The 23,018-nt window shown below is 67.7% G+C and carries 20 protein-coding genes; 5 read left to right on the top strand and 15 right to left on the bottom strand.

Annotation, left to right across the window (positions count from 1 at the left end; translation table 11 throughout):
- Window positions 1-7: 7 nt before the first annotated feature.
- From rpsS to rpsL, 11 genes are all read right to left on the bottom strand, one after another.
- Window positions 8-289 (bottom strand): 30S ribosomal protein S19, encoded by a 282-nt coding sequence (gene rpsS / locus HALOF300_RS10985; RefSeq protein WP_133110064.1) that lies wholly within the window; start codon window positions 287-289, stop codon window positions 8-10.
- Window positions 290-307: 18 nt separating this feature from the next.
- Window positions 308-1,144, bottom strand: coding sequence for a 50S ribosomal protein L2 (rplB, locus tag HALOF300_RS10980; RefSeq protein ID WP_156740995.1), 837 nt, complete (start codon window positions 1,142-1,144; stop codon window positions 308-310).
- 40 nt (window positions 1,145-1,184) lie between these two features.
- Complete coding sequence (gene rplW / locus HALOF300_RS10975; protein WP_156740994.1) at window positions 1,185-1,487, bottom strand: 50S ribosomal protein L23; 303 nt, start codon at window positions 1,485-1,487, stop codon at window positions 1,185-1,187.
- Window positions 1,484-2,176, bottom strand: coding sequence for a 50S ribosomal protein L4 (rplD, locus tag HALOF300_RS10970; RefSeq protein ID WP_156740993.1), 693 nt, complete (start codon window positions 2,174-2,176; stop codon window positions 1,484-1,486). Before rplD ends, rplW begins: the two co-directional genes overlap by 4 nt.
- 5 nt (window positions 2,177-2,181) lie before the next feature.
- The gene (gene rplC / locus HALOF300_RS10965; protein ID WP_156740992.1) at window positions 2,182-2,847 is read right to left on the bottom strand and encodes a 50S ribosomal protein L3; all 666 of its coding nucleotides are present in this window, start codon (window positions 2,845-2,847) and stop codon (window positions 2,182-2,184) included.
- 10 nt (window positions 2,848-2,857) lie between these two features.
- Window positions 2,858-3,166: a 30S ribosomal protein S10 gene (gene rpsJ, locus HALOF300_RS10960; RefSeq protein WP_006946210.1), complete on the bottom strand. Its 309-nt coding sequence runs from the start codon at window positions 3,164-3,166 to the stop codon at window positions 2,858-2,860.
- A gap of 570 nt (window positions 3,167-3,736) precedes the next feature.
- Complete coding sequence (locus HALOF300_RS10955) at window positions 3,737-4,108, bottom strand: hypothetical protein (protein WP_156740991.1); 372 nt, start codon at window positions 4,106-4,108, stop codon at window positions 3,737-3,739.
- Window positions 4,109-4,255: 147 nt separating this feature from the next.
- Window positions 4,256-5,446, bottom strand: a complete 1,191-nt coding sequence (tuf, locus tag HALOF300_RS10950; RefSeq protein WP_156740990.1) for an elongation factor Tu — start codon at window positions 5,444-5,446, stop codon at window positions 4,256-4,258.
- Between the two features lie 123 nt (window positions 5,447-5,569).
- The gene (gene fusA, locus HALOF300_RS10945; RefSeq protein WP_156740989.1) at window positions 5,570-7,684 is read right to left on the bottom strand and encodes an elongation factor G; all 2,115 of its coding nucleotides are present in this window, start codon (window positions 7,682-7,684) and stop codon (window positions 5,570-5,572) included.
- A 79-nt stretch (window positions 7,685-7,763) separates the two neighbouring features.
- On the bottom strand, window positions 7,764-8,234 hold the full coding sequence (gene rpsG, locus HALOF300_RS10940; RefSeq protein ID WP_154792913.1) for a 30S ribosomal protein S7: 471 nt from the start codon (window positions 8,232-8,234) through the stop codon (window positions 7,764-7,766).
- On the bottom strand, window positions 8,234-8,608 hold the full coding sequence (gene rpsL, locus HALOF300_RS10935; protein WP_154792912.1) for a 30S ribosomal protein S12: 375 nt from the start codon (window positions 8,606-8,608) through the stop codon (window positions 8,234-8,236). Before rpsL ends, rpsG begins: the two co-directional genes overlap by 1 nt.
- A gap of 523 nt (window positions 8,609-9,131) precedes the next feature.
- Here rpsL and HALOF300_RS10930 point away from each other — a divergent pair.
- Entirely contained in the window at window positions 9,132-10,643 is a 1,512-nt protein-coding gene (locus tag HALOF300_RS10930; RefSeq protein WP_197522476.1) for an MFS transporter, read from the top strand.
- On the top strand, window positions 10,640-11,371 hold the full coding sequence (locus HALOF300_RS10925) for a ChbG/HpnK family deacetylase (RefSeq protein ID WP_156740987.1): 732 nt from the start codon (window positions 10,640-10,642) through the stop codon (window positions 11,369-11,371). Before HALOF300_RS10930 ends, HALOF300_RS10925 begins: the two co-directional genes overlap by 4 nt.
- Here the strand turns inward: HALOF300_RS10925 and HALOF300_RS10920 are convergent.
- Window positions 11,343-11,912 carry a P-loop NTPase family protein gene (locus tag HALOF300_RS10920; RefSeq protein WP_156740986.1) on the bottom strand — a complete coding sequence of 190 codons (570 nt, stop codon included), beginning with the start codon at window positions 11,910-11,912 and terminating at the stop codon, window positions 11,343-11,345. The two genes, HALOF300_RS10925 and HALOF300_RS10920, sit on opposite strands and share 29 nt — an antisense overlap.
- A 70-nt stretch (window positions 11,913-11,982) precedes the next feature.
- On the opposite strand from HALOF300_RS10920, the gene HALOF300_RS10915 reads away from it, so the two are divergent.
- Genes HALOF300_RS10915 through HALOF300_RS10905 form a run of 3 tightly spaced genes read left to right on the top strand, consistent with a single transcriptional unit; the run spans window position 11,983 to window position 14,538 of the window.
- Window positions 11,983-12,777, top strand: coding sequence for an ABC transporter permease (locus HALOF300_RS10915; protein ID WP_231955247.1), 795 nt, complete (start codon window positions 11,983-11,985; stop codon window positions 12,775-12,777).
- Entirely contained in the window at window positions 12,770-13,573 is an 804-nt protein-coding gene (locus HALOF300_RS10910; RefSeq protein WP_156740985.1) for an ABC transporter permease, read from the top strand. The genes HALOF300_RS10915 and HALOF300_RS10910 overlap by 8 nt, the downstream gene beginning before the upstream one ends.
- Window positions 13,570-14,538 (top strand): ABC transporter ATP-binding protein, encoded by a 969-nt coding sequence (locus HALOF300_RS10905; RefSeq protein WP_156740984.1) that lies wholly within the window; start codon window positions 13,570-13,572, stop codon window positions 14,536-14,538. The genes HALOF300_RS10910 and HALOF300_RS10905 overlap by 4 nt, the downstream gene beginning before the upstream one ends.
- A 136-nt stretch (window positions 14,539-14,674) precedes the next feature.
- Here the strand turns inward: HALOF300_RS10905 and HALOF300_RS10900 are convergent, their stop codons facing one another.
- The 3 genes from HALOF300_RS10900 to rpoB form a co-directional block, all read right to left on the bottom strand.
- Window positions 14,675-15,220 carry an NADPH-dependent FMN reductase gene (locus HALOF300_RS10900; protein ID WP_197522475.1) on the bottom strand — a complete coding sequence of 182 codons (546 nt, stop codon included), beginning with the start codon at window positions 15,218-15,220 and terminating at the stop codon, window positions 14,675-14,677.
- A 173-nt stretch (window positions 15,221-15,393) separates the two neighbouring features.
- Window positions 15,394-19,284 carry a DNA-directed RNA polymerase subunit beta' gene (locus HALOF300_RS10895; protein ID WP_156740982.1) on the bottom strand — a complete coding sequence of 1,297 codons (3,891 nt, stop codon included), beginning with the start codon at window positions 19,282-19,284 and terminating at the stop codon, window positions 15,394-15,396.
- Between the two features lie 98 nt (window positions 19,285-19,382).
- Complete coding sequence (gene rpoB, locus HALOF300_RS10890; protein WP_156740981.1) at window positions 19,383-22,901, bottom strand: DNA-directed RNA polymerase subunit beta; 3,519 nt, start codon at window positions 22,899-22,901, stop codon at window positions 19,383-19,385.
- Window positions 22,902-23,018 lie beyond the last annotated feature (117 nt).

Below are 23,018 nucleotides of genomic sequence, written 5' to 3'. Positions count from 1 at the left end.
CACGAGATCAGCGACGACGCGCCTTGCGGTCGTCCTTCTCATGCCCACGGAACGTGCGCGTCGGGGCGAACTCCCCCAGCTTGTGGCCGACCATCGACTCGGTGACGAACACCGGGACGTGCTTGCGACCGTCGTGTACCGCAAAGGTGTGACCCAGGAAGTCGGGGGTGATGACCGACCGACGTGACCAGGTCTTGATGACGTTCTTCGTGCCCTTCTCGTTCTGTACGTCCACCTTCTTCTGCAGGTGGCCGTCCACGAAGGGACCCTTCTTCAGACTGCGAGGCATCTCGTCGTCGTCTCCCTATCAGCGCTTCTTGCCGGTACGGCGACGGCGCACGATGAGCTTGTCGCTCGGCTTGTTCGGACGGCGGGTACGGCCCTCGGTCTGGCCCCAGGGGCTGACCGGGTGACGTCCACCGGAGGTCTTACCTTCACCACCACCGTGGGGGTGGTCGACCGGGTTCATGGCGACACCGCGGACGGTCGGGCGCTTGCCCTTCCACCGCATCCGGCCGGCCTTGCCCCAGTTGATGTTGGACTGCTCGGCGTTGCCGACCTCACCGATGGAGGCGCGGCAGCGCAGGTCGACGTTGCGGATCTCGCCGGAGGGCATCCGCAGCTGTGCGTACGGGCCGTCCTTCGCGACGAGCTGGACCGAGGATCCGGCGGAGCGAGCGATCTTCGCACCACCACCCGGCTTGAGCTCGACCGCGTGGATGACCGTACCGACCGGGATGTTGCGCATCGGCAGGTTGTTGCCCGGCTTGATGTCGGCGCCCGCGCCGTTCTCGATGCGGTCACCCTGCTTCAGCTTCACCGGGGCGAGGATGTAGCGCTTCTCCCCATCGGCGTAGTGCAGCAGCGCGATGCGCGCGGTCCGGTTCGGGTCGTACTCGATGTGGGCGACCTTCGCCGGCACGCCGTCCTTGTCGTGACGACGGAAGTCGATCACGCGGTAGGCGCGCTTGTGTCCACCACCGATGTGCCGTGCCGTGATCCGGCCCGAGGAGTTGCGGCCACCGCTCTTGGTGAGCGGACGGACCAACGACTTCTCCGGCGTCGTGCGGGTGATCTCGACGAAGTCGGCAACGGACGAACCGCGGCGGCCCGGCGTCGTCGGCTTGTACTTACGGATTCCCATGGGATTAGATCCTCAATCTGTTCTGGTGCGAGGCCCGGCGTCAGCCGACCGCTCCGCCGAAGATGTCGATGCTGCCTTCACGCAACGTGACGATGGCGCGCTTGGTGTCCTTGCGCTTGCCCGTCCCGAAACGCGTCCGGCGCGTCTTGCCCTTGCGGTTGATCGTGTTCACGGACTCGACCTTGACGCTGAAGATCTGCTCGATGGCGATCTTGATCTCGGTCTTGTTCGAGCGCGGGTCCACCAGGAAGGTGTACTTGCCCTCGTCGAGAAGGTTGTAGCTCTTCTCGGAGACGACCGGGGAGATCACTACGTCGCGCGGGTCCTTGAGTGCTGCGCTCACTTCTGCTCCTCCTCGACCTCGGCCGAACTGGCGACAGCGGTCGCGCCACGGCCCTGTGCGGGGCCGGCCACGAAGGCCTCGTAGGCGCCCGACGTGAAGACCACGTCGTCGCTCACCAGCACGTCGTAGGTGTTCAGCTGGTCCGGGTAGATCAAGTGCACCGTGGGCACGTTGCGCAGGCTCTTCCAGCTCAGTTCGTCCTGGCGCTCGAGCACCACGAGGACGTGGCGCGAGGAGGCGACACCTGCGAGCACGGCGACCGCGGTGGCGGTCGACGGCGTCCCATCGGTGACGAAGGAGCTCACCACGTGCACGCGCTGCGCGCGGGCCCGGTCGGAGAGCGCGCCACGCAGGGCGGCGGCCTTCATCTTCTTGGGGGTGCGCTGGCTGTAGTCGCGCGGGACCGGCCCGTGCACGACGCCACCACCGGCGAACTGGGGGGCGCGGGTCGAACCCTGACGGGCGCGGCCGGTGCCCTTCTGCTTGTACGGCTTGCGGCCACCACCGCGGACCTCGCCGCGGGTCTTGACCTTGTGCGTGCCCTGGCGGGCCGCGGCGAGCTGTGCGACGACGACCTGGTGGATCAGCGGCACGTTCGTCTGGACGTCGAAGATCTCCGAAGGGAGATCCACCGAGCCGGACTTCTTGCCCTTGGCGTCGATGACGTCGATCACGGTTGCGTCGGTCATGACGCTCACGCCCCCTTCACGGCGGTGCGAACCACGACGAGCCCACCCTTGGGGCCGGGGACGGCGCCCGTGATGAGCAGCAGTCCCTTCTCGGCGTCCACGGCGTGGATGGTCAGGTTCTGGGTGGTCTGGCGGTCGTGGCCCATCCGGCCGGCCATCCGCACGCCCTTGAACACGCGCGACGGGGTCGAAGCCCCACCGATCGAGCCGGGCTTGCGGTGGTTGCGGTGCGCACCGTGGGAGGCGCCGACGCCGTGGAAGCCGTGACGCTTCATCACGCCGGCGAAGCCCTTGCCCTTGGTGGTGCCGATCACGTCGACACGGGTTCCGGACTCGAAGGTCTGCGCGGTCAGCTCCTGGCCGACCTCGTAGGACTCGGCGTCCGAGGTGCGGAACTCGGCCGCGTGCCGACGCGGGGTGATGCCCGCCTGGTCGGCGCGTGCCCGCAGGGGCTGGGTGACCTTGCGCGGATCGATCTGGCCGAAGCCGAGCTGAACGGCCGAATAGCCGTCCTTGTCCACCGTGCGGATCTGGGTCACGACGTTGGTGCCCACCTGCACGACGGTGACCGGGAACTGACGACCGGCGTCGTCCCACACCTGGGTCATGCCGAGCTTCGTGCCGAGGATGGCCTTGACGGCGCGCTCGGACTGCTGGGGAGTAGAAGTCATGACTGAGTCCTCAGAGCTTGATCTCGATGTTGACGTCAGCCGGCAGGTCGAGTCGCATGAGCGAGTCCACGGCCTTCGGCGTCGGGTCCACGATGTCGATCAGCCGCTTGTGCGTGCGCATCTCGAAGTGCTCGCGGCTGTCCTTGTACTTGTGCGGAGAACGGATGACGCAGAACACGTTCTTCTCGGTTGGCAGCGGCACCGGGCCCACGACCGTCGCACCAGCGCGAGTCACCGTGTCGACGATCTTGCGCGCCGAACTGTCGATGACCTCGTGGTCGTAGGACTTGAGCCGGATGCGGATCTTTTGTCCCGCCATGGCGTCGTCTGACTCTCTCTCTTAGTACCAACTGACCGACCCCCGCGCTCGGGCGTGTCGCGCTTGGCGACGCACCCCACCGCCGTACACCGGTTGGTGTGGGTCGGAAGATGACTTGTGTGATCCGTCCGCCTGCCCCGTGGGCCAGTCAATCGAATCGATCTGGGTCGGATGCCCGGTCGAGGGCCGAACTCGCCGTGTCTGCGACGGGCCGGCTTCACCGACCTACGCACACGCGTGTCCTGCACCCCTCGCACGAGGCAACCTGAACAGTCTGCCACAGGTCATGGGCAGATCCCAAGTCGGGCACCGGTGGGCTACGCCACAGGGCCCGACGGCGGAGTTCACCGCTGGTCGTGCCGGTCGCCTCTCGAGCCGTTGCCGAAACGCTACCAGCGTGCCTGCGGCGCTGCTGGTGGCGCGCCCACGGTTGTGCGCCGGTCTCGCCGTGCGTGCGCCCGTCACGGCGCCTCGTGGTGCACTCACGCGGTGCGCACCGGTGGTTGGGTCGTGTCACGTTCGTCGCCCGCCGCCGTGCGGGTGGGCAGGGACCGGGACGAGCCCGCCGGCTCAGAGCCCGGTGACCGTCGCGTTCTCGTCCAGACCGAGGATCTCGACCCGAAGGCTCAGGTTCGCGACATTGAAACTGATGTACTTGTCGACCCCGGCAGACTCGGGCCGCTCCTGTCCCACCGAGATCTCGCCGATGGTGCCCCGCGCGAAGCCGGCCTTGCCGGTGATGATGACCTGCTGCCCCACCCGGAACGTGCCACTGACCACCTGGCCGGTGAACACGGTGCCGCTGCCGGGGACCTGGAACGCGTCCATGAGCTTCAGCGTCGCCGAGCCGAGGCCCGCCTCGGGCGCCTCGGCGTCCCATAGCGACTCCGCTTCTGCCGGCGTCGGTCCCTTGACGTCATTCCCCTGTGTGAACCATCCCATGCGGGCCAGCGTACTGGCACGGACCGCTCCGTGGCGGGGCCGGGGATGGGCACCTCTGCCTCTCCCCGCGGCGACGGTGGCATGACGAAGGGCCCGCCGGTGACCGGCGGGCCCTTCGTCGGAACTGGGCTCACGCCCAGCGGAGGATCACTTGATGATCTTGACCACGCGACCGGAGCCGACGGTCCGGCCACCCTCGCGGATGGCGAAGCCGAGGCCCTCTTCCATGGCGATCGGCTGGATCAGCGCGACCGTCATCTCGGTGTTGTCACCGGGCATGACCATCTCGGTGCCCTCGGGCAGCGTGATGACGCCGGTGACGTCCGTGGTACGGAAGTAGAACTGCGGACGGTAGTTCGCGTAGAACGGGTTGTGACGGCCGCCCTCGTCCTTGGCCAGGATGTAGACCTGAGCCTCGAAGTCGGTGTGCGGCGTGATCGAACCCGGCTTGGAGACGACCTGGCCGCGCTCGACGTCCTCGCGCTTGGTGCCCCGAAGCAGCAGCCCGACGTTCTCGCCGGCGTCAGCGGTGTCGAGCAGCTTCCGGAACATCTCGATGCCGGTGACGATCGTCTTCTGCGGGGCGCGGATACCGACGATCTCCACCTCCTCGTTGACCTTGAGCTGGCCACGCTCCACACGACCGGTGACGACGGTGCCGCGCCCGGTGATGGTGAAGACGTCCTCGATCGGCATGAGGAAGGGCTTCTCGATGTCGCGGACCGGGTCCGGGACGTTCTCGTCGACGGCGTCCATCAGTTCCTCGATGGACTTGACCCAGGCCGGGTCGCCCTCGAGCGCCTTCAGTGCGGAGACGCGCACGACCGGCACGTTGTCGCCGTCGAACTCCTGGCTCGAGAGCAACTCACGGACCTCCAGCTCGACGAGCTCGAGGATCTCCTCGTCGTCGACCATGTCGGACTTGTTCAGCGCGACGAGCAGGTAGGGCACACCCACCTGGCGGGCGAGCAGCACGTGCTCGCGGGTCTGGGCCATCGGACCGTCGGTCGCCGCGACCACGAGGATCGCGCCGTCCATCTGCGCGGCACCGGTGATCATGTTCTTGATGTAGTCAGCGTGACCGGGGGCGTCAACGTGCGCGTAGTGGCGCTTCTCCGTCTGGTACTCCTGGTGGGAGACATTGATCGTGATACCGCGCTGACGCTCCTCGGGAGCGTTGTCGATCTCTTCGAACGAAGCGAACGTGTTGAGATCGGGGTACTTGTCAGCGAGCACCTTGGAGATGGCAGCGGTCAGCGTCGTCTTGCCGTGGTCGACGTGACCGATCGTGCCGATGTTGACGTGCGGCTTGGTCCGCTCGAACTTGGCCTTCGCCACTGGGTTCCTCCTGGAACTTGGGTAGTTGTACGCAGCATCTGGGGTGACTGGCTGTCGCCCCACTGAGGCTGAGCGATCCTACGGGTCGGTTTGGTGATGGTGAAACAGGGTCGACCTGTGGGACTACTCGCCCCGGGTCTTCTTGATGATCTCCTCGGAGACATTCCGAGGCACTTCGGCATAGTTGCTGAACTGCATCGAGTACACCGCACGACCCTGGGTCTTGGACCGCAGGTCGCCGATGTAGCCGAACATCTCCGACAACGGCACCAAGGCGCGAACCACCTTAACGCCGCTCGCGTCCTCCATCGACTGGATCTGGCCGCGGCGGGAGTTCAGGTCGCCGATGACGTCGCCCATGTACTCCTCGGGCGTGCGCACCTCGACGTCCATGACCGGCTCCAGGAGCACCGGGTCGGCGCGCCTGACGCCTTCCTTCAGTGCCATCGAGCCGGCGATCTTGAAGGCCATCTCCGAGGAGTCGACGTCGTGGTACGCGCCGTCCAACAGGGTGGCCTTGATGCCCACGAGCGGGTATCCGGCGAGCACGCCGACCTGCAGGGCGTCCTGCACACCGGCGTCCACGCTGGGGATGTACTCCCGTGGGATGCGGCCCCCAGTGACCTTGTTGTCGAACTCGTAGAGTTCGCCGGCCTCGCTCTGGAGCGGCTCGAAGGACATCTGGACCTTCGCGAACTGGCCCGAGCCACCGGTCTGCTTCTTGTGGGTGTAGTCGAGCTTGTCCACCTTGCGGCGGATCGTCTCGCGGTAGGCGACCTGCGGCTTGCCGACGTTCGCCTCGACGCGGAACTCGCGTCGCATGCGGTCCACCAGGATGTCCAGGTGGAGTTCGCCCATGCCGCCGATCTCGGTCTGACCGGTGTCCTCGTTGAGGGAGACGGTGAACGTCGGGTCCTCGGCCGAGAGCTTCTGGATGGCCGTGGACAGCTTCTCCTGGTCACCCTTCGTCTTCGGCTCGATCGCGACGAAGATGACCGGGTCCGGGAAGGACATCGACTCGAGCACGATCGGTGCGTCCAGGGCGGCCAGGGTGTCACCGGTGGTGGTGTCCTTGAGCCCGATCGCCGCGTAGATGTGGCCCGCGTGGGCCTCGTCGACCGGGTTCTCCTTGTTGGCGTGCATCTGGAACAGCTTCCCGATGCGCTCCTTGCGGCCCTTGGTCGTGTTCATGACCTGGTCGCCGGGGTGGGCGAGACCGGAGTACACGCGGATGAAGGTCAGGGTCCCGAAGAAGGGGTGCGACGCGATCTTGAACGCGAGCGCGGAGAACGGCTCGGACTCCGACGGCGCGCGGGTCAGCTCGACGGCCTCGTCCTTCGGGTCGTGGCCGATCATCGGCGGCACGTCGATCGGGGACGGCAGGTAGTCGATGACCGCGTCGAGCATCGGCTGCACACCACGGTTCTTGAAGGCGGAGCCACAGAACACCGGGTAGGCCTCGGAGTTGATCGTCATCTTGCGGATGCCGGCCTTGAGCTCGGGGATGCTGATCTCCTCGCCCTCCAGGAACTTCTCCATGAGTTCGTCGGACGCCTCGGCGACGTCCTCGACCAGCTGGGCGCGGTACTGCTGGGCGCGCTCGAGCAGGTCGGCGGGGATGTCCTGGGTCTCGTAGGCGGCACCCATCGTCACGTCGCCCTTGGAGTCACCGGGCCACACGAAGGCCTTCATGGTGACCAGGTCGACGACGCCGACGAACTCGCTCTCGGAGCCGATCGGCAACTGCATGACGAGCGGCTTGGCGCCGAGGCGCTTCACGATGGTCTCGACCGTGTAGTAGAAGTCGGCACCGAGCTTGTCCATCTTGTTGACGAAGCAGATGCGCGGCACGTCGTACTTGTCGGCCTGACGCCACACCGTCTCGGACTGCGGCTCGACACCCTCCTTGCCGTCGAACACGGCAACGGCACCGTCGAGGACGCGCAGCGAACGCTCCACCTCGACCGTGAAGTCGACGTGACCCGGGGTGTCGATGATGTTGATCTGGTTGCCGTCCCAGAAGGAGGTCACCGCGGCGGAGGTGATGGTGATGCCGCGTTCCTTCTCCTGCTCCATCCAGTCGGTGGTCGACGCGCCATCGTGCGTCTCACCGAGCTTGTGGTTGACCCCCGTGTAGAACAGGATGCGTTCCGTCGTGGTGGTCTTGCCGGCATCGATGTGGGCCATGATGCCGATGTTGCGGACCTTGGTGAGGTCGGTCAGCACGTCGAGTGCCACAGTTGCTCTCTTCTGGTCGATACGAGCGTGATCAGGTGGGTCATGGCGCCGGGGTGAGGCGGCGCCATGACCGGGGCGACTACCAGCGGTAGTGCGCGAAGGCCTTGTTCGACTCGGCCATCTTGTGGGTGTCCTCGCGTCGCTTCACGGCGGCACCGAGGCCGTTGGAGGCGTCGAGGATCTCGTTCATGAGGCGCTCGGTCATGGTCTTCTCGCGGCGGGCGCGGGCGTAGTCCACGAGCCAGCGCAGGGCCAGCGTGGTCTGACGCGAGGCGCGGACCTCGATCGGGACCTGGTAGGTCGCGCCACCGACGCGGCGGGACCGGACCTCGAGGGTCGGGCGGACGTTCTCCAGCGCGCGCTTGAGCACGACGGCCGGGTCGGACTGCGTCTTCTCGCGGACACCCTCCAGGGCGCCGTAGACGATCCGCTCAGCGGTGGACTTCTTGCCGTCCATGAGCACCCGGTTCACGAGCTGGGTGACCGTCGGCGAACCGTAGACGGGATCGATCGCGAGCGGCCGCTTCGGGGCCGGACCCTTACGAGGCATTACTTCTTCTCCTTCTTCGCGCCGTAACGGCTGCGAGCCTGCTGACGGCCGCGAACACCCTGGGTGTCGAGGGCGCCACGCACGATCTTGTAACGGACACCCGGGAGGTCCTTCACACGGCCACCGCGCACGAGCACGATGGAGTGCTCCTGCAGGTTGTGACCGACGCCGGGGATGTACGCCGTGACCTCGATCTGGCTGGACAGCTTCACCCGGGCCACCTTGCGCAGGGCCGAGTTCGGCTTCTTGGGGGTCGTCGTGTACACGCGGGTGCACACGCCGCGACGCTGGGGGCTGCCCTTGAGGGCAGGCGTCTTGGACTTGCCGACCTTGGCGCTGCGACCCTTGCGGACCAGCTGCTGAATCGTGGGCACTACATCTCCGTCTCGAAAAGTCTGACTGCTCATGGTGATCGGGGTGCGATCAGGACCGGAACACTGCTGGTGCCCGGCGTATTCCACCCCGACGTGCCCCCCGCGCTCGGGCGTGTCGTCCCCCGGTTCTTCACGCACACTTCGCCCATCACAGGCCCATCACGGGTGTTGTGGTGGTCGGTGTGCGTGCCGGACGGGGGGTGACCCACCGCACGCTCATCCTCGTCCGGGCCCGTTTCGGGGCGACGTCCAGGTCACAGCGCGCACGCGAGGGCCCGACAGAGCGGGCACTGCCGACCAGAGTACTCTCCGCGCGACGGAAGCGTCAAAGCCGAGCGGCACGGTGTGGTGCAAAACACTCCCTGTGCCGGGCTGGACCGAGCCGGTGAAGTTCCACCCAACGGTAGCGCCGATCGGGTCGTCATGGTGGGACCCGGATTCGAGAAGTCCACGATCCGGACGCGCACTACGCTCGATGCAGGTGGTCAGCCGCACCCGTGGGCCGAGAACAGGAGAGTCGACGATGACGACACAGGGCGATCAGGACGCTGCCGTCGGGCCCGCCACCGTCGGCGTCGAGCCCGGCACGTCCGCTCCCAGCGCCGGCGCGACCGGGCGCAGCACCCGCCCGGTCCGATACGCGGTCGGGATGTTCGGGACGTCGATCCCGATCAACATGTTTCTCGCATTCATGGCGTTCTACTACATCAACGACCTCGGCATGGACGCACGCGCGTACGCCGCCGTGCTGGCCCTGTACGCGGTGATCGACGCGATCGACAACCCGGTCTACGGCTACCTCTCCGATCGCACCCGGACCCGGTGGGGTCGGCGCAGGCCATGGATGATCCTGGCGGCACCACTGCTGGCGATCTCCTTCATCGCGTTCTTCTCCCCTCCGGACACCCTCGAGGGTGCCACCCTGATCGCCTGGTTCGCAGTGTTCACCGTCCTCACCGGCACGTCGGACTCACTCGTGAACGCGAACTACGGGGCGTTGCTCCCGGAGCTGTTCCCGAACGAGAAGCGGCGTGCGGTGGCGAACTCGCTACGCCAGGGCTTCCAGCTCGTGGCGATGATCATCTCGGTGGCACTCACTCCGCGGATCGCGGAGGCGATCGGATACAGCCGCACCTCCATCATCTTCGGAGTCGTGGCCGCTGCGGTGATCATCTACTGCGCGCTCGGAGCCCGGGAGGATCCGCGAGTGCTGACCGCGGAGCAGCCCCGTCTGCTGGATTCCCTCAAGGTGATCGTGGGCAACCGCAAGTTCTGGATGATCGCCGTGACGAGTGGCCTGTACTCGGCCGGCATGGCCCTGGTGATCGCCGCGGTGGCATTCTTCGTCGAGTACACGCTGCGGCTTCCGCCTGGAGACTCCACCTACCTGCTGGCCACGGTGATCCTCGTGTCCGCCCTGTGCCTGGCGGTGTGGACCCGGCTGGTGCGCCGGTACGGCCCGGAGCGGATCTGGCGGATCGCACTGATCGTGCTGGCCGGGGCGCTGGCCACCATGTATCTGGCGGACACTCTCCTGCTCGCCATCGTCTGCGGGGCGCTCGTGGGGCTCGGGTACAGCGGGGTGATGGCCACCATGGACCTGATCGTGGCGCGACTCCTCGACGAGGACACCGCCCGCACCGGAGTGCGCCGCGAGGGGATGTTCCTGTCCGCGTTCGGGTTCTTCAACCGGCTGAACGCGTTCGTGAAGTCGCTCGGCTTCCTCGCCGTGGCGATGCTGTTCGGGTTCCACAGCGGTGATGACACCGGCGCCCGTCCCGACGAGGCCGCGCGATTCCTGCTCTCGGTGTTCCCGTTCGTCCTGGTGAGCCTGGCCGCCATCATGTCCCACTTCGTCCGCTTCGATCGCGGCACGGCAGCGGAGATCCTCCCGACGGTGGCCGTGGGCCCGGCGGGCGGCGCCGGTGAGGAGGTCGCCGAGGCGGCCGCTATCCGCAGCCCCGGCACCAACGCGCCGGGCACCGACGACACCGACCCGCCCGGCGCCGCGGACGCACGTCGACCGCAGCCATGACCACGTCCGTCATCGTCACTGCCGACGATCTCGGTCTCTCCCCTGCTGTGAACCGCGCAGTCGCAGCTCTGGCCGGCGCAGGCGCCGTGACGGCCACGTCCCTGCTCGTCGGGCGACCACACGCCGAGGCGGCCCTCGAGCTCGACCTGCCGATCGCCGTCGGGCTCCACGTCGAGTTCGACCCGACCCTGCTCGCCACCGCGAGCCACGACGAGATCGAGGCCGCGATCGAGGACCAGGTGGCCTGGATGCGCGCCCGCGGCGCCGTGCCCACGCACCTGGACCTTCACACCGCCGCGCTCTACGGGCTCGGGCCTGAGGCCACCCGCCCCGGCGGGGTGCTCGTGGAAGCGATAGCGGTGGCCGCCCGGCACCGCCTGCCGCTGCGGCTGCCCAGGCGAGCGCCCGACAGCGCCGGCGTCGGCGAGGCGCATCGGCTCGCCGTCGCACTGGCTGACGACTCCGGCGTCCGCCTCCCGGAGACGATCTGCACGGATCCGCGGCCGACCGCGGCGATCGACGGCCCGGACGACACGGCTCGCTACTACGCCGACCTGGTGGCCACCCTCCCGGCCGGCGTCAGCGAGATCTTCCTGCACCCGGCGGACGTGGCCACCGACGGTCTCGGTGCGAAACGCGTCTGGGAGTACCAGTTGCTGCGCAGCCGCGTCCTGCTCACGGTCCTCACGGACACGGGCGTCACGACGACTGATTGGGCGAGGATCTGAGCTGCGCAAGGGCCCGCTCGGCGTCTGCGGGCCGGCCCAGGAGCAGCACCGGCGGCACCCCCGGGTCCGCGGCCCACGCGCGCATCCTCCTGCGCTTGCTCCGCCACGACTGGAAGTGCCAGCGGATGATGGAGTCACCCGACAGCGCGTTGCGGAGGGTTTCGACATTGCCGTTGCAGAGCGGCGCCCTGGTGACGATGTTGCGGCAGGTGCGCCACACCAGCCTGGTCAGGGAGACGAGCCGCGGGTAGTCCAACGCGACGATCACGTCCGCACGGTGGAAGATGGCGTCCAGGTGCCGGGCATATGCGGTGTCGACCACCCAGCGCGGGCCACTCAGGGTCGAGGCGATGTACTCCTCGAACTGCTCCTGCGGCGCGGGCACCCAGCCGGGCTCCCAGTAGTGCTCGTCCACCAGGGCGACGGGCAGTCCGAGTTCCGCCCCGAGGCGCAGCGCCAGGGTGGACTTGCCCGAACCGGTCACGCCGTAGCAGAGCACCCGGCGAGCCTGACGCAGATCCGCGACACTCCCCCGGCCCATCCCGCGATGATAGCCCGGGGTGTCGGTCCTGATTGACTCCCACCCGAGCGGCGAGTAAGTTCTCGCTCTTGTGTCCGCCCTCGCCGTGTATGCCGGTCTCGGCTGGCGGCGATGGTCCGCGTACCGCACCGCGGCTGCCGCGGGTGCGTTCACGAACACGGTCTTCGGCCTCATCAAGGCGGCGATCACGATGGGGGCGATCGGGGCCGCCGGCGGGATGCTGGCCGGCTACGACGCCCTCACCGGGGCCACCTACGCCTGGCTCGCCCAGGCACTCATCGGTCCGGTGAACGTCTTCACCTGGTCCGAGCTCGCGGAGCGGATCCGGTCCGGGGACATCGCCATCGACCTGGCCCGCCCGATCGACCCGCAGGCGGGCTACCTGGCGGCGGACCTCGGAAGGGCCGCGTTCCAGCTGGTGCCCCGCGGCGCTCCGCCGCTGGTGGTCGGCGCACTCGTGACCGGGCTGGCGCTGCCCGGCCAGGTGCTGCCCTATCTGCTCGGGCTGGTCTCGGTGACGCTCGCCGTCGTGGTCTCGTTCGCCTGCCGGTGGCTGGTGAACCTGGCGGCGTTCTGGTTGTTGGACCTCCGGGGGGTCATGACGCTCTATCTCGTCGCGTCCAACCTGCTGTGCGGTCTGGTGGTGCCGGTGCACTGGTTCCCACCCTGGCTCGCAGCGGTGGCGGCGTGGACCCCGTTCCCGGCGATGCTGCAGCACCCGATCGACATCATCATGGGGCGCGCGGCGGGACCGGAGGCGTTGGTGCTGCTCGGCGAGCAGGTCGCGTGGACGCTCGGCCTGCTCGTGGTCGGTCGCGCCGTGTTCGAGATCGGGGTGCGGAGGGTGGTGGTGCAGGGTGGCTGAGGCCCTCGCGCCCTACCGGGCCCTGCTCGCTTCCCGGCTGCGCTCGCAGTTGGCCTATCGGCGCTCGTTCGTCCTCGACCTCGTCGGCGCGGTCGGTATCGGTGTGCTCGAGCTCGCCGAGGTGCTCGTGATCTTCTCCTCGATCACCATCCTGGGTGAACTCGACCTGGCCGGTGCGCTGTTGCTGTTCGCCTTCGCCGGGATCGGCTTCTCCCTCGCGGACATGGCGGTCGGGCACGTGGACTCGCTGCCGACGTACCTCCGCTCGGGCACCCTGGACGCATTCCTGCTGCGTCCGCTGCCGGTCCTGGCCCAGCTGATCACCAGCGACCTACAGCTGCGCCGGCTGGGTCGTACGGCGGTCGCGGCTGTGGTGCTGGCGATCGCGCTGACGATGAACACGATCGCGTGGACGCCGGCACTCGTGGTCCTGGCCGTCCTGACGCCGCTGGTCAGCGCGATCATCTTCGCTGCGCTGTTCGTGTGCGCGGCCGCGGTGCAGTTCTGGCTCGTGGAGGGCGGCGAGTTCGCGAACGCGTTCACGTACGGCGGCTCGTATGCGGCGTCCTACCCCACCTCGATCTTCAGTCTGCCGATGCGAGTGCTCTTCACGTTCGTGGTCCCGGCCGCGTTCACCGCGTACCTGCCCACCCTCGTCCTCCTCGGCCACGCCGGGCCGGCGTGGACGCCGGCCGTCCTGGGGTGGTTCGCACCGGTCGCGGCCGCAGGGATCTGGACCGTCGCCCTGCTCGGTTGGCGGGCGGGCCTACGTCACTACACGGGAGCGGGGTCATGACCGAAACGATCATCAGCGCCACCGGCCTCGGCCGGGACTTCGTGGTCCGGACCGGTCGCGGGCTGCGCCGCAGGCGCAGTATCACCCACGCCGTCGCCGACCTGGACTTCACGATCGACGCGGGGGCCGCCGTCGGGTACATCGGCGCCAACGGCGCCGGGAAGTCCACCACGATCAAGATGCTCACCGGCATCCTGGTACCGACCAGCGGCCGCGTGCAGACCTGCGGCCTGGACCCGCACCGTCACCGTCGGGAACTGGCACGGCGGATCGGCGTGGTCTTCGGGCAGCGGTCGCAGCTGTGGTGGGACCTGCCGCTCGCCGAGTCCTATCGCGCTCTGGCAGCGATCCACCGGCTCGGCCCGGACACCCTGCGGACACGTCGGGCCACCCTGGTCGAACGCCTCGACCTCGGTGACTTCCTCGAGACGCCGGTGCGGCAGTTGAGTCTCGGGCAGCGCATCCGGGGCGAGATCGCGGCGGCGTTGCTGCACTCCCCCGAACTGCTGATCCTGGACGAGCCCACCATCGGTCTGGACGTGCTGAGCAAGGAACGCCTGCGCCAGTTCCTGCTCGAGGAGCGGGCCGGCGGGGACACCACCCTGCTCCTGACGACGCACGACATGGACGACGTGCAACGCCTGACCGACCGCATCATCGTGGTCGACCACGGTCGGATGGCCTACGACGGCTCCCTGCCCGGCCTCGTGGAGCGGGTCGGCGCCGACCGTGTGATCGTCGTCGACCTCGAGGAGACCGCTGCCCCACTGGAAGACGTCGCTGGCACCCGGCTGCTCGGCGTCGAGGCGGACGGGCTGCGTCAGCGGCTCGCCTTCACCCCCGGATCGACGACGGCGGCCGCGGTCCTAGCACAGGTGTCCGCCCGCGCCGCGGTGCGCGACCTCACGATCGAGGAGCCGGACATCGAGGACGTGGTCCGGCGGCTGTACGCGAGCGGTGCCTAGCCTGACCACAGCGCCGAGACGGGCCCGGGGATCGCCGGATCTGGCGCCGTCGAACAGGTGCCCTGGGCGCACGAGAGGCGGTGGCGCCGCGCGCCACCGCCTCTGCTGCCGGGAAGTACCGACTGCGGGTCAGGGGTCAGGCCGTGACCTTCTCGCGCACGGCCGCGATGATCTGGTCGTAGAGGCCGCGCACCTCATCGGCCGGGGCGGCGTCGAGCATGTCGCCCTCCGGAGTCAGATCCTGACCGAAGCTGAGGCCCGGGCCGTCGAGACGGAGCGCCTTGACGCGGTCGAGGACCTCACCGAACTGGCGGGCGGATCCGGCGGCAGCGCCCCAGCCGTAGCCGATGATGCCGATCGGCAGGTCGCTCCACTCGGCGTGCAGGGTGTCGATAGCGTTCTTCACGACGGCCGGGTAGCCGGCGTTGTACTCGGGCAGGGTGACGATCAGCGCGTCGTAGGCGCGCACCCGCTCCGACCACGCCAGGGTGCTGGCCTGGGTGTAGTTGCCGGACGACGGGAGTTCGGGTTCCGCGAGGAAGGGCAGGCCCACCTCGGCAAGGTCGATGATGTCGACATCGGTGCCGTTCGGCGCCTGATCGCCGACCCACCGGGCGACCTTGGTGCCGATGCGGGTCGGGCGGGAGGAGCTGACGATGATGCCGATCTTGTGAGAAGTCATGCACCTCTCAATGGGTGAAAGTTCAACCACATTCCCGTCTCCGCCACATGTGAGTGGCATCACTGCGAGCCGGTGCGGGCTCGGGCGGCGGCTGCCGATCCGGTGCCGGACACACGAATGGTCCGGCACCCCTTGGGTGCCGGACCATTCAGTGGTCGATCAGGTCGTGCGACTCAGCGGAAGTCCGCCTCGAAACCGCGGCCCAGGTCGAGCTCCTCGAGTGCGATCGCCTCGCCGGAGCCCTCGGAGACCGGCGTGTAGTCGATCTCGTCGTAGCCGAAGCTCGGGTAGATCTCGGCCTTCGCGGCCTCGGTCGGCTCGACGCGCACGTTGCGGTAGCGCGGCAGGCCGGTCCCGGCCGGGATGAGCTTACCGAGGATGACGTTCTCCTTCAGACCCAGCAGGGAGTCCGAGCGTCCGCTCATCGCGGCCTCGGTCAGCACCTTCGTGGTCTCCTGGAAGGACGCCGCGGACAGCCACGACTCGGTCGCCAGCGAGGCCTTCGTGATCCCCATCAGCTCGGGACGACCCGAAGCCGGCTGGGCACCCTCGGAGACGACCCGACGGTTCTCGTCCTCGAACCGCGAACGCTCGGCCAGCTCACCCGGCAGCAGCCGGGACTCGCCGGAGTCGAGCACAGTGACCCGACGCAGCATCTGCCGGACGATGACCTCGATGTGCTTGTCGTGGATGTCCACGCCCTGGGAGCGGTAGACCTCCTGGACCTCGTCCACGAGGTGCTTCTGCACCGCGCGCGGACCGAGGATCCGCAACACCTTCTTCGGGTCAACCGCACCCGCGACCAGCTGCTGACCGACGGCGACGTGGTCACCGTCGTGCACCAGCAGCCGCGACCGCTTGGTGACCGGGTAGGCGATCTCCTCGCTGCCGTCGTCGGGCGTGATCACCAGGCGACGCGAACGCTCGCTCTCGTCGATGGCGATGCGGCCGGCGATCTCGGCGATCGGGGCCTCGCCCTTGGGGGTGCGGGCCTCGAACAGCTCGGTCACACGGGGCAGACCCTGCGTGATGTCCTCGGCGCTCGCCACACCACCGGTGTGGAAGGTCCGCATCGTCAGCTGGGTGCCGGGCTCACCGATGGACTGGGCCGCGATGATGCCGACGGCCTCACCGATGTCGACCAGCTTGCCGGTGGCCAGCGAGCGGCCGTAGCACTTGGCGCAGGTACCGACGCGGGACTCACAGGTGAGCACCGACCGGACCTTGAGCTGCTCGACGCCGGCCTCGATGAGCTTGTCGAGGAGCACGTCACCGACGTCGTCACCACCCTGGCCGAGCACCTCGCCGTCGGGCGAGGAGACCGAACCTGCGAGGCTGCGTCCGTAGACGCTGGTCTCGACGGTGTCCGCGCGGCGCGCCTGCCCGCTGGCCGTGCGCTCCAGGATCGGCAGGGTCAGACCCCGCTCGGTACCACAGTCGTCCTCACGGATGATGACGTCCTGCGACACGTCCACGAGACGACGGGTCAGGTAGCCCGAGTCCGCCGTCCGCAGGGCGGTGTCGGCAAGACCCTTCCGGGCACCGTGGGTGGCGATGAAGTACTCGACCACCGACAGACCCTCGCGGTAGTTGGACTTGATCGGCCGCGGGATGATCTCACCCTTCGGGTTGGCCACCAGACCACGCATACCGGCGATCTGACGCACCTGCATCCAGTTACCACGGGCACCCGAGCCGACCATCCGGTTCACCGGGTTGGTCTTCGAGAAGTTCTCCCGCATGGCTGCGGCGACCTCGTCGGTGGCCTGGTTCCAGATCTCCACGAGCTCCTGACGACGTTCGTCGTCCGTTAGCAGGCCGCGGTCGTACTGGCCCTGGACCTTCGCGGCCTTCGCCTCGTAGCCCTCGAGGATCTGCGCCTTGTTCGACGGTGTCGCGACATCGGAGATCGAGATGGTCACGCCCGAGCGGGTCGCCCACTTGAAGCCGGCCTCCTTGAGCGCGTCCAGGCTGGCCGCGACGACCACCTTGGGGTAGCGCTCGGCGAGGTCGTTGACGATCCCGGACAGCACCTTCTTGTCCACGATCGTGTTGATGAACGGGTAGTCCACCGGCAGGGCCTCGTTGAACAAGGACCGACCGAGCGTCGTCTCGAACAGGATCGCGTCGCCCTCGGCGTAGCCCTCCGGCGCCTCCCAGCCCTCCGGCGGGACCAGGTCGGTCAGCCGTAGGGTGATCTTCGCGTTCAGGTCGAGCTCACCCGCGTCGAAGGCCATGAAGGCCTCCGCCGGGGAGGTGAACGCACGGCCCTCGCCGAGCCCGTCCTCACGATCCGAGGTCAGGTGGAACAGACCGATGATCATGTCCTGCGAGGGCATGGTCACCGGACGACCGTCCGACGGCTTGAGGATGTTGTTGCTCGAGAGCATCAGGATGCGGGCCTCGGCCTGCGCCTCCGAGGAGAGCGGCAGGTGGACGGCCATCTGGTCACCGTCGAAGTCGGCGTTGAACGCGCCACACACCAACGGGTGCAGGTGGATCGCCTTACCCTCGACCAGCTGCGGCTCGAAGGCCTGGATGCCCAGGCGGTGCAGCGTCGGTGCCCGGTTCAGCAGCACGGGGTGCTCGGTGATGACCTCTTCGAGCACGTCCCACACGACGGAGCGCGCGCGCTCCACCATGCGCTTGGCGCTCTTGATGTTCTGCGCGTGGTTGAGGTCCACGAGCCGCTTCATGACGAACGGCTTGAAGAGCTCGAGAGCCATCTGCTTGGGCAGGCCGCACTGGTGCAGCTTGAGCTGCGGGCCGACCACGATGACGCTACGGCCGGAGTAGTCGACGCGCTTGCCGAGCAGGTTCTGACGGAACCGGCCCTGCTTGCCCTTGAGCATGTCCGAGATCGACTTGAGCGGCCGGTTGCCCGGGCCGGTCACCGGACGACCGCGGCGACCGTTGTCGAACAGCGAGTCGACGGCCTCCTGGAGCATCCGCTTCTCGTTGTTGACGATGATCTCGGGTGCGCCGAGGTCCAGCAGTCGCTTCAACCGGTTGTTGCGGTTGATCACACGGCGGTACAGGTCGTTCAGGTCGCTGGTCGCGAACCGGCCACCGTCGAGCTGCACCATCGGACGCAGGTCCGGCGGGATCACCGGGATGCAGTCCAGCACCATGCCGAGCGGCGAGTTGTTCGTCGTCAGGAACGCGTTGACGACCTTGAGCCGCTTCAGGGCGCGAGTCTTGCGCTGGCCCTTGCCGGTGCGGATCGTCTCGCGAAGAGACTCGGACTCCGCCTCGAGGTCGAAGGTCTCCAAGCGCTTCTGGATCGCGCCGGCCCCCATCGAACCCTCGAAGTAGTTGCCGTAGCGGTCCTGCAGCTGGCGGTACAGCATCTCGTCGCCCTCGAGGTCGGCGACCTTGAGGTTCTTGAACCGGTCCCAGACCTGCTCGAGGCGGTCCAGCTCGTTGTCCGCACGCTTGCGGATCTGAGCCATCTCGCGCTCGGCGGAGTCCTTGACCTTGCGGCGCGCGTCGGCCTTCGCACCCTCGGCCTCGAGCTCGGCCAGGTCGGCCTCGAGACGCTCGCTGCGGTTGGCGACATCGAGGTCGCGACGCTTCGAGATGTCGGCCTTCTCCAGGTCGATCTCGTTCTGCAGACTCGGCAGGTCCTCGTGACGACCATCGGTGTCGACCGAGGTGATCATGTAGGCCGCGAAGTAGATGACCTTCTCGAGGTCCTTCGGCGCGAGGTCGAGCAGGTAGCCCAGGCGGGACGGGACACCCTTGAAGTACCAGATGTGCGTCACCGGCGCGGCGAGCTCGATGTGGCCCATCCGCTCGCGGCGGACCTTGGAGCGGGTCACCTCGACGCCGCAGCGCTCACAGATGATGCCCTTGAAACGCACGCGCTTGTACTTGCCGCAGTAGCACTCCCAGTCCCGGGTGGGGCCGAAGATCTTCTCGCAGAAGAGGCCGTCCTTCTCGGGCTTGAGGGTGCGGTAGTTGATGGTCTCCGGCTTCTTGACCTCACCGTGCGACCAGGCGCGGACCTCGTCCGCGGTCGCGAGACCGATACGTAGCTCGTCGAAGACGTTGACGTCGAGCAATTTTCCTACTTCCTTCGGTGTAACACCGTGTGGAACCAATCAGGATGAGGGGGCCGTCAGCGGTCGGGTCACGTGGACCCGACCGCTGACGGGGCCGCTCAGATCTCTTCGACGCTGCTCGCGTCGGGACGGCGGGAGAGGTCGATACCGAGCTCTTCAGCGGCCCGGTACACCTCCTCGTCGGTGTCACGCATCTCGATCGAGGTCCCGTCGGAGTTGAGCACCTCGACGTTCAGGCACAGCGACTGCATCTCCTTGATGAGCACCTTGAAGGACTCGGGGATGCCGGGCTCGGGGATGTTCTCGCCCTTGACGATCGCCTCGTAGACCTTCACGCGGCCGGGGACGTCGTCGGACTTGATGGTGAGCAGTTCCTGCAGCGCGTAGGCGGCGCCATAGGCCTCCAGGGCCCACACCTCCATCTCGCCGAACCGCTGACCACCGAACTGCGCCTTACCACCCAGCGGCTGCTGCGTGATCATCGAGTACGGACCCGTCGAACGCGCGTGGATCTTGTCGTCCACCAGGTGGTGCAACTTGAGGATGTACATGTAGCCCACGGCGATCGGCTCCGGGAAAGGCTCGCCGGAGCGGCCGTCGAACAGCCTCGCCTTGCCGGTCGCGTCCACGAGCCGGTCCCCGTCCCGGGTGGGGATCGTGGAGTCCAGCAGCCCCGTCAACTCGTCCTCGTGCAAACCGTCGAAGACGGGCGATGCCACGGGGGTGCCGGGTGCGCCCTTGAGCGCCTCCGGGGCGAGGTTCTTCGCCCACGCCGGGACCTTCCCGTTCTTGGCATCCTCGATGCCGGCCTCCCAGCCCTGCTTCGCCACCCACCCGAGGTGGGTCTCGAGGACCTGGCCGACGTTCATCCGGCCGGGCACGCCGAGCGGGTTCAGGACGATGTCCACCGCGGTGCCGTCCTCGAGGAACGGCATGTCCTCGATGGGCAGGATCTTCGAGATGACACCCTTGTTGCCGTGCCGGCCTGCGAGCTTGTCGCCGTCGGTGATCTTGCGTCGCTGCGCGATGTAGACGCGCACCAGCTGGTTCACACCCGGGGGCAGCTCGTCGCCGTCCTCGCGGTTGAACTCACGCACCTCGATCACCGTGCCGGACTCACCGTGGGGCACCTTGAGCGAGGTGTCGCGCACCTCGCGCGCCTTCTCACCGAAGATCGCGCGCAGCAGGCGCTCCTCCGGGGTCAGCTCGGTCTCACCCTTCGGGGTGACCTTGCCGACCAGCACGTCGCCGGCGCCGACCTCGGCACCGATGCGGATGATGCCGCGCTCGTCGAGGTCAGCGAGGACCTCGTCGGAGACGTTCGGGATGTCCCGGGTGATCTCCTCCGGTCCCAACTTCGTGTCGCGGGCGTCGACCTCGTGCTCCTCGATGTGGATCGAGGAGAGGACGTCGTCCTGGACCAGACGCTGGGAGAGGATGATCGCGTCCTCGTAGTTGTGACCCTCCCACGACATGAAGGCGACCAACAGGTTGCGCCCGAGGGCGAGCTCGCCCTCATCGGTGGCGGGGCCGTCCGCGAGCACGGAGCCGACCTCGACCCGGGCGCCCTCATCGACCAGCACACGCTGGTTGTAGGAGGTGCCCTGGTTGGAGCGACGGAACTTGGCCACCCGGTAGGTGAACGTGGAGGCGTCGTCCTGGGCCACGACGATCGCGTCCGCGGAGACCTCCTGCACGACACCCGGCTTCGTGGCCACGATCACGTCACCGGCGTCGACCGCCGCACGGCGCTCCATGCCGGTACCCACGAGCGGGGCCTCGCTGCGGACCAGCGGCACCGCCTGGCGCTGCATGTTCGCACCCATGAGGGCGCGGTTCGCGTCGTCGTGCTCGAGGAACGGGATCATCGCGGTGGCGACGGAGACCATCTGACGCGCGGAGACGTCCATGTAGTCCACGTTCTCCGCGGCGATGTCCAGCGTGTCCCCGCCACGGACCCGGACCAGCACGTCGGACTCGGCGAAGTGGCCGTCCTCGGTGAGCGGGGCATTGGCCTGCGCGATGACGTAACGGTCCTCGTCATCGGCGGTGAGGTAGTCCACATCGTCGGTGACGCGACCCTTGACGACCTTGCGGTACGGGGTCTCGACGAAACCGAACGGATTGATGCGGGCGTACGTCGCCAGCGAACCGATCAGACCGATGTTCGGCCCCTCAGGGGTCTCGATCGGGCACATGCGGCCGTAGTGCGACGGGTGGACGTCACGGACCTCCATGCCGGCGCGGTCACGGGACAGACCACCCGGGCCGAGCGCGGACAGGCGACGCTTGTGCGTCAGACCCGCGAGCGGGTTGTTCTGGTCCATGAACTGCGAGAGCTGGCTGGTCCCGAAGAACTCCTTGATGGAGGCCACCACGGGGCGGATGTTGATCAGGGTCTGCGGCGTGATCGCCTCGACGTCCTGGGTCGTCATCCGCTCGCGGACCACGCGCTCCATCCGGGACAGCCCGGTACGCACCTGGTTCTGGATCAGCTCACCGACGGCGCGGATGCGGCGGTTGCCGAAGTGGTCGATGTCGTCGGTCTCGACGCGCACGGCCACCTCCTTGCCGTCCTTCAGGCCGGGGATCTCTACCTCGCCCTTGTGCAGCGCGGCAAGGTACTTGATCGTGCCGACGATGTCATCGCGGGAGAGGACCGAGTCGTCGATCGCGGCGTCGACGCCGAGCTTCTTGTTCACCTTGTAGCGACCGACCTTCGCGAGGTCGTAACGCTTGGCGTTGAAGTAGAAGTTGTCGAGCAGCGCCGTGCCGGCCTCGACCGTGGGCGGCTCGCCCGGGCGAATCTTGCGGTAGATGTCGAGGAGTGCCTCGTCCTGCGTGTGGACGCTGTCCTTCTCTAGCGTCTCCAGCACGGACGGGTACTCCGCGAAGGACTCGCGGATCTCGCTCTCGGTCATGCCGAGGGCCTTCAGGAAGACCGTGACCGACTGCTTCCGCTTGCGGTCGACGCGCACGCCGACGGCGTCCCGCTTGTCGATCTCGAACTCGAGCCACGCGCCACGGGACGGGATCACCTTGGTGGTGAAGATGTCCTTGTCGGACGTCTTGTCCGGGGTGCGCTCGAAGTACACGCCGGGCGAACGGACGAGCTGAGAGACGACGACCCGCTCGGTACCGTTGATGATGAACGTGCCGCGCTCGGTCATGAGCGGGAACTCGCCCATGAAGACCGTCTGCGACTTGATCTCGCCGGTCGTGTAGTTGACGAACTCCGCTGTGACGAACAGCGGCGCGGAGTAGGTGAAGTCCTTCTCCTTGCATTCGTCAGCGGTGTACTTCGGCGGCTCGAACCGGTGGTCCCGGAACGACAGCGACATCGTCGCCCCGAAGTCCTCGATCGGCGAGATCTCCTCGAAGATCTCCTCGAGTCCGGAGGTCATGGTGACGTCGTTGTTGCCCGAGTCGACGGCAGCCTGTACCCGCGCCTGCCACTCCTCGTTACCGAGCAGCCAGTCGAAGCTGTCGGTCTGCAGCCCGAGAAGGTCGGGTGCTTGGAGAGGCTCGTGGATCTTTGCGAAGGAGACCCGGCGAGAGGCGGTACGTTGGGCGATGGCGTCGGTGGTCGGAGCAGAAGGGGTGCGCGAGGCAGCCAAGAGGGGTCCTTCCCTACGAATTGTGTGCACGCGCGCCGGACCACCCCAAACAAACCCCGCCCGAACTTCGCCCGGGCCAGACATCGCGCACGCGGACGTGTGAGATGGACCCGGTTC

Origin of the sequence: Occultella aeris (assembly GCF_902703175.1) — a bacterium.
In the GTDB taxonomy this organism is placed as follows: domain Bacteria; phylum Actinomycetota; class Actinomycetes; order Actinomycetales; family Beutenbergiaceae; genus Occultella; species Occultella aeris.
This window is presented reverse-complemented; position numbering and strand designations above follow the sequence as displayed.

Excerpts from the sequence above, each read along its gene's own strand:
- rplD (WP_156740993.1), bottom strand. The coding sequence starts at position 2,176 with ATGACCGACGCAACCGTGATCGACGTCATCGACGCCAAGGGCAAGAAG.
- HALOF300_RS10930 (WP_197522476.1), top strand. The coding sequence starts at position 9,132 with ATGACGACACAGGGCGATCAGGACGCTGCCGTCGGGCCCGCCACCGTC.
- rpsS (WP_133110064.1), bottom strand. The coding sequence starts at position 289 with ATGCCTCGCAGTCTGAAGAAGGGTCCCTTCGTGGACGGCCACCTGCAG.
- rplC (WP_156740992.1), bottom strand. The coding sequence starts at position 2,847 with ATGACTTCTACTCCCCAGCAGTCCGAGCGCGCCGTCAAGGCCATCCTC.
- HALOF300_RS10955 (WP_156740991.1), bottom strand. The coding sequence starts at position 4,108 with ATGGGATGGTTCACACAGGGGAATGACGTCAAGGGACCGACGCCGGCA.
- rpsJ (WP_006946210.1), bottom strand. The coding sequence starts at position 3,166 with ATGGCGGGACAAAAGATCCGCATCCGGCTCAAGTCCTACGACCACGAG.
- HALOF300_RS10900 (WP_197522475.1), bottom strand. The coding sequence starts at position 15,220 with ATGACTTCTCACAAGATCGGCATCATCGTCAGCTCCTCCCGCCCGACC.
- rplB (WP_156740995.1), bottom strand. The coding sequence starts at position 1,144 with ATGGGAATCCGTAAGTACAAGCCGACGACGCCGGGCCGCCGCGGTTCG.
- HALOF300_RS10925 (WP_156740987.1), top strand. The coding sequence starts at position 10,640 with ATGACCACGTCCGTCATCGTCACTGCCGACGATCTCGGTCTCTCCCCT.
- rpsG (WP_154792913.1), bottom strand. The coding sequence starts at position 8,234 with ATGCCTCGTAAGGGTCCGGCCCCGAAGCGGCCGCTCGCGATCGATCCC.
- HALOF300_RS10905 (WP_156740984.1), top strand. The coding sequence starts at position 13,570 with ATGACCGAAACGATCATCAGCGCCACCGGCCTCGGCCGGGACTTCGTG.
- HALOF300_RS10920 (WP_156740986.1), bottom strand. The coding sequence starts at position 11,912 with ATGGGCCGGGGGAGTGTCGCGGATCTGCGTCAGGCTCGCCGGGTGCTC.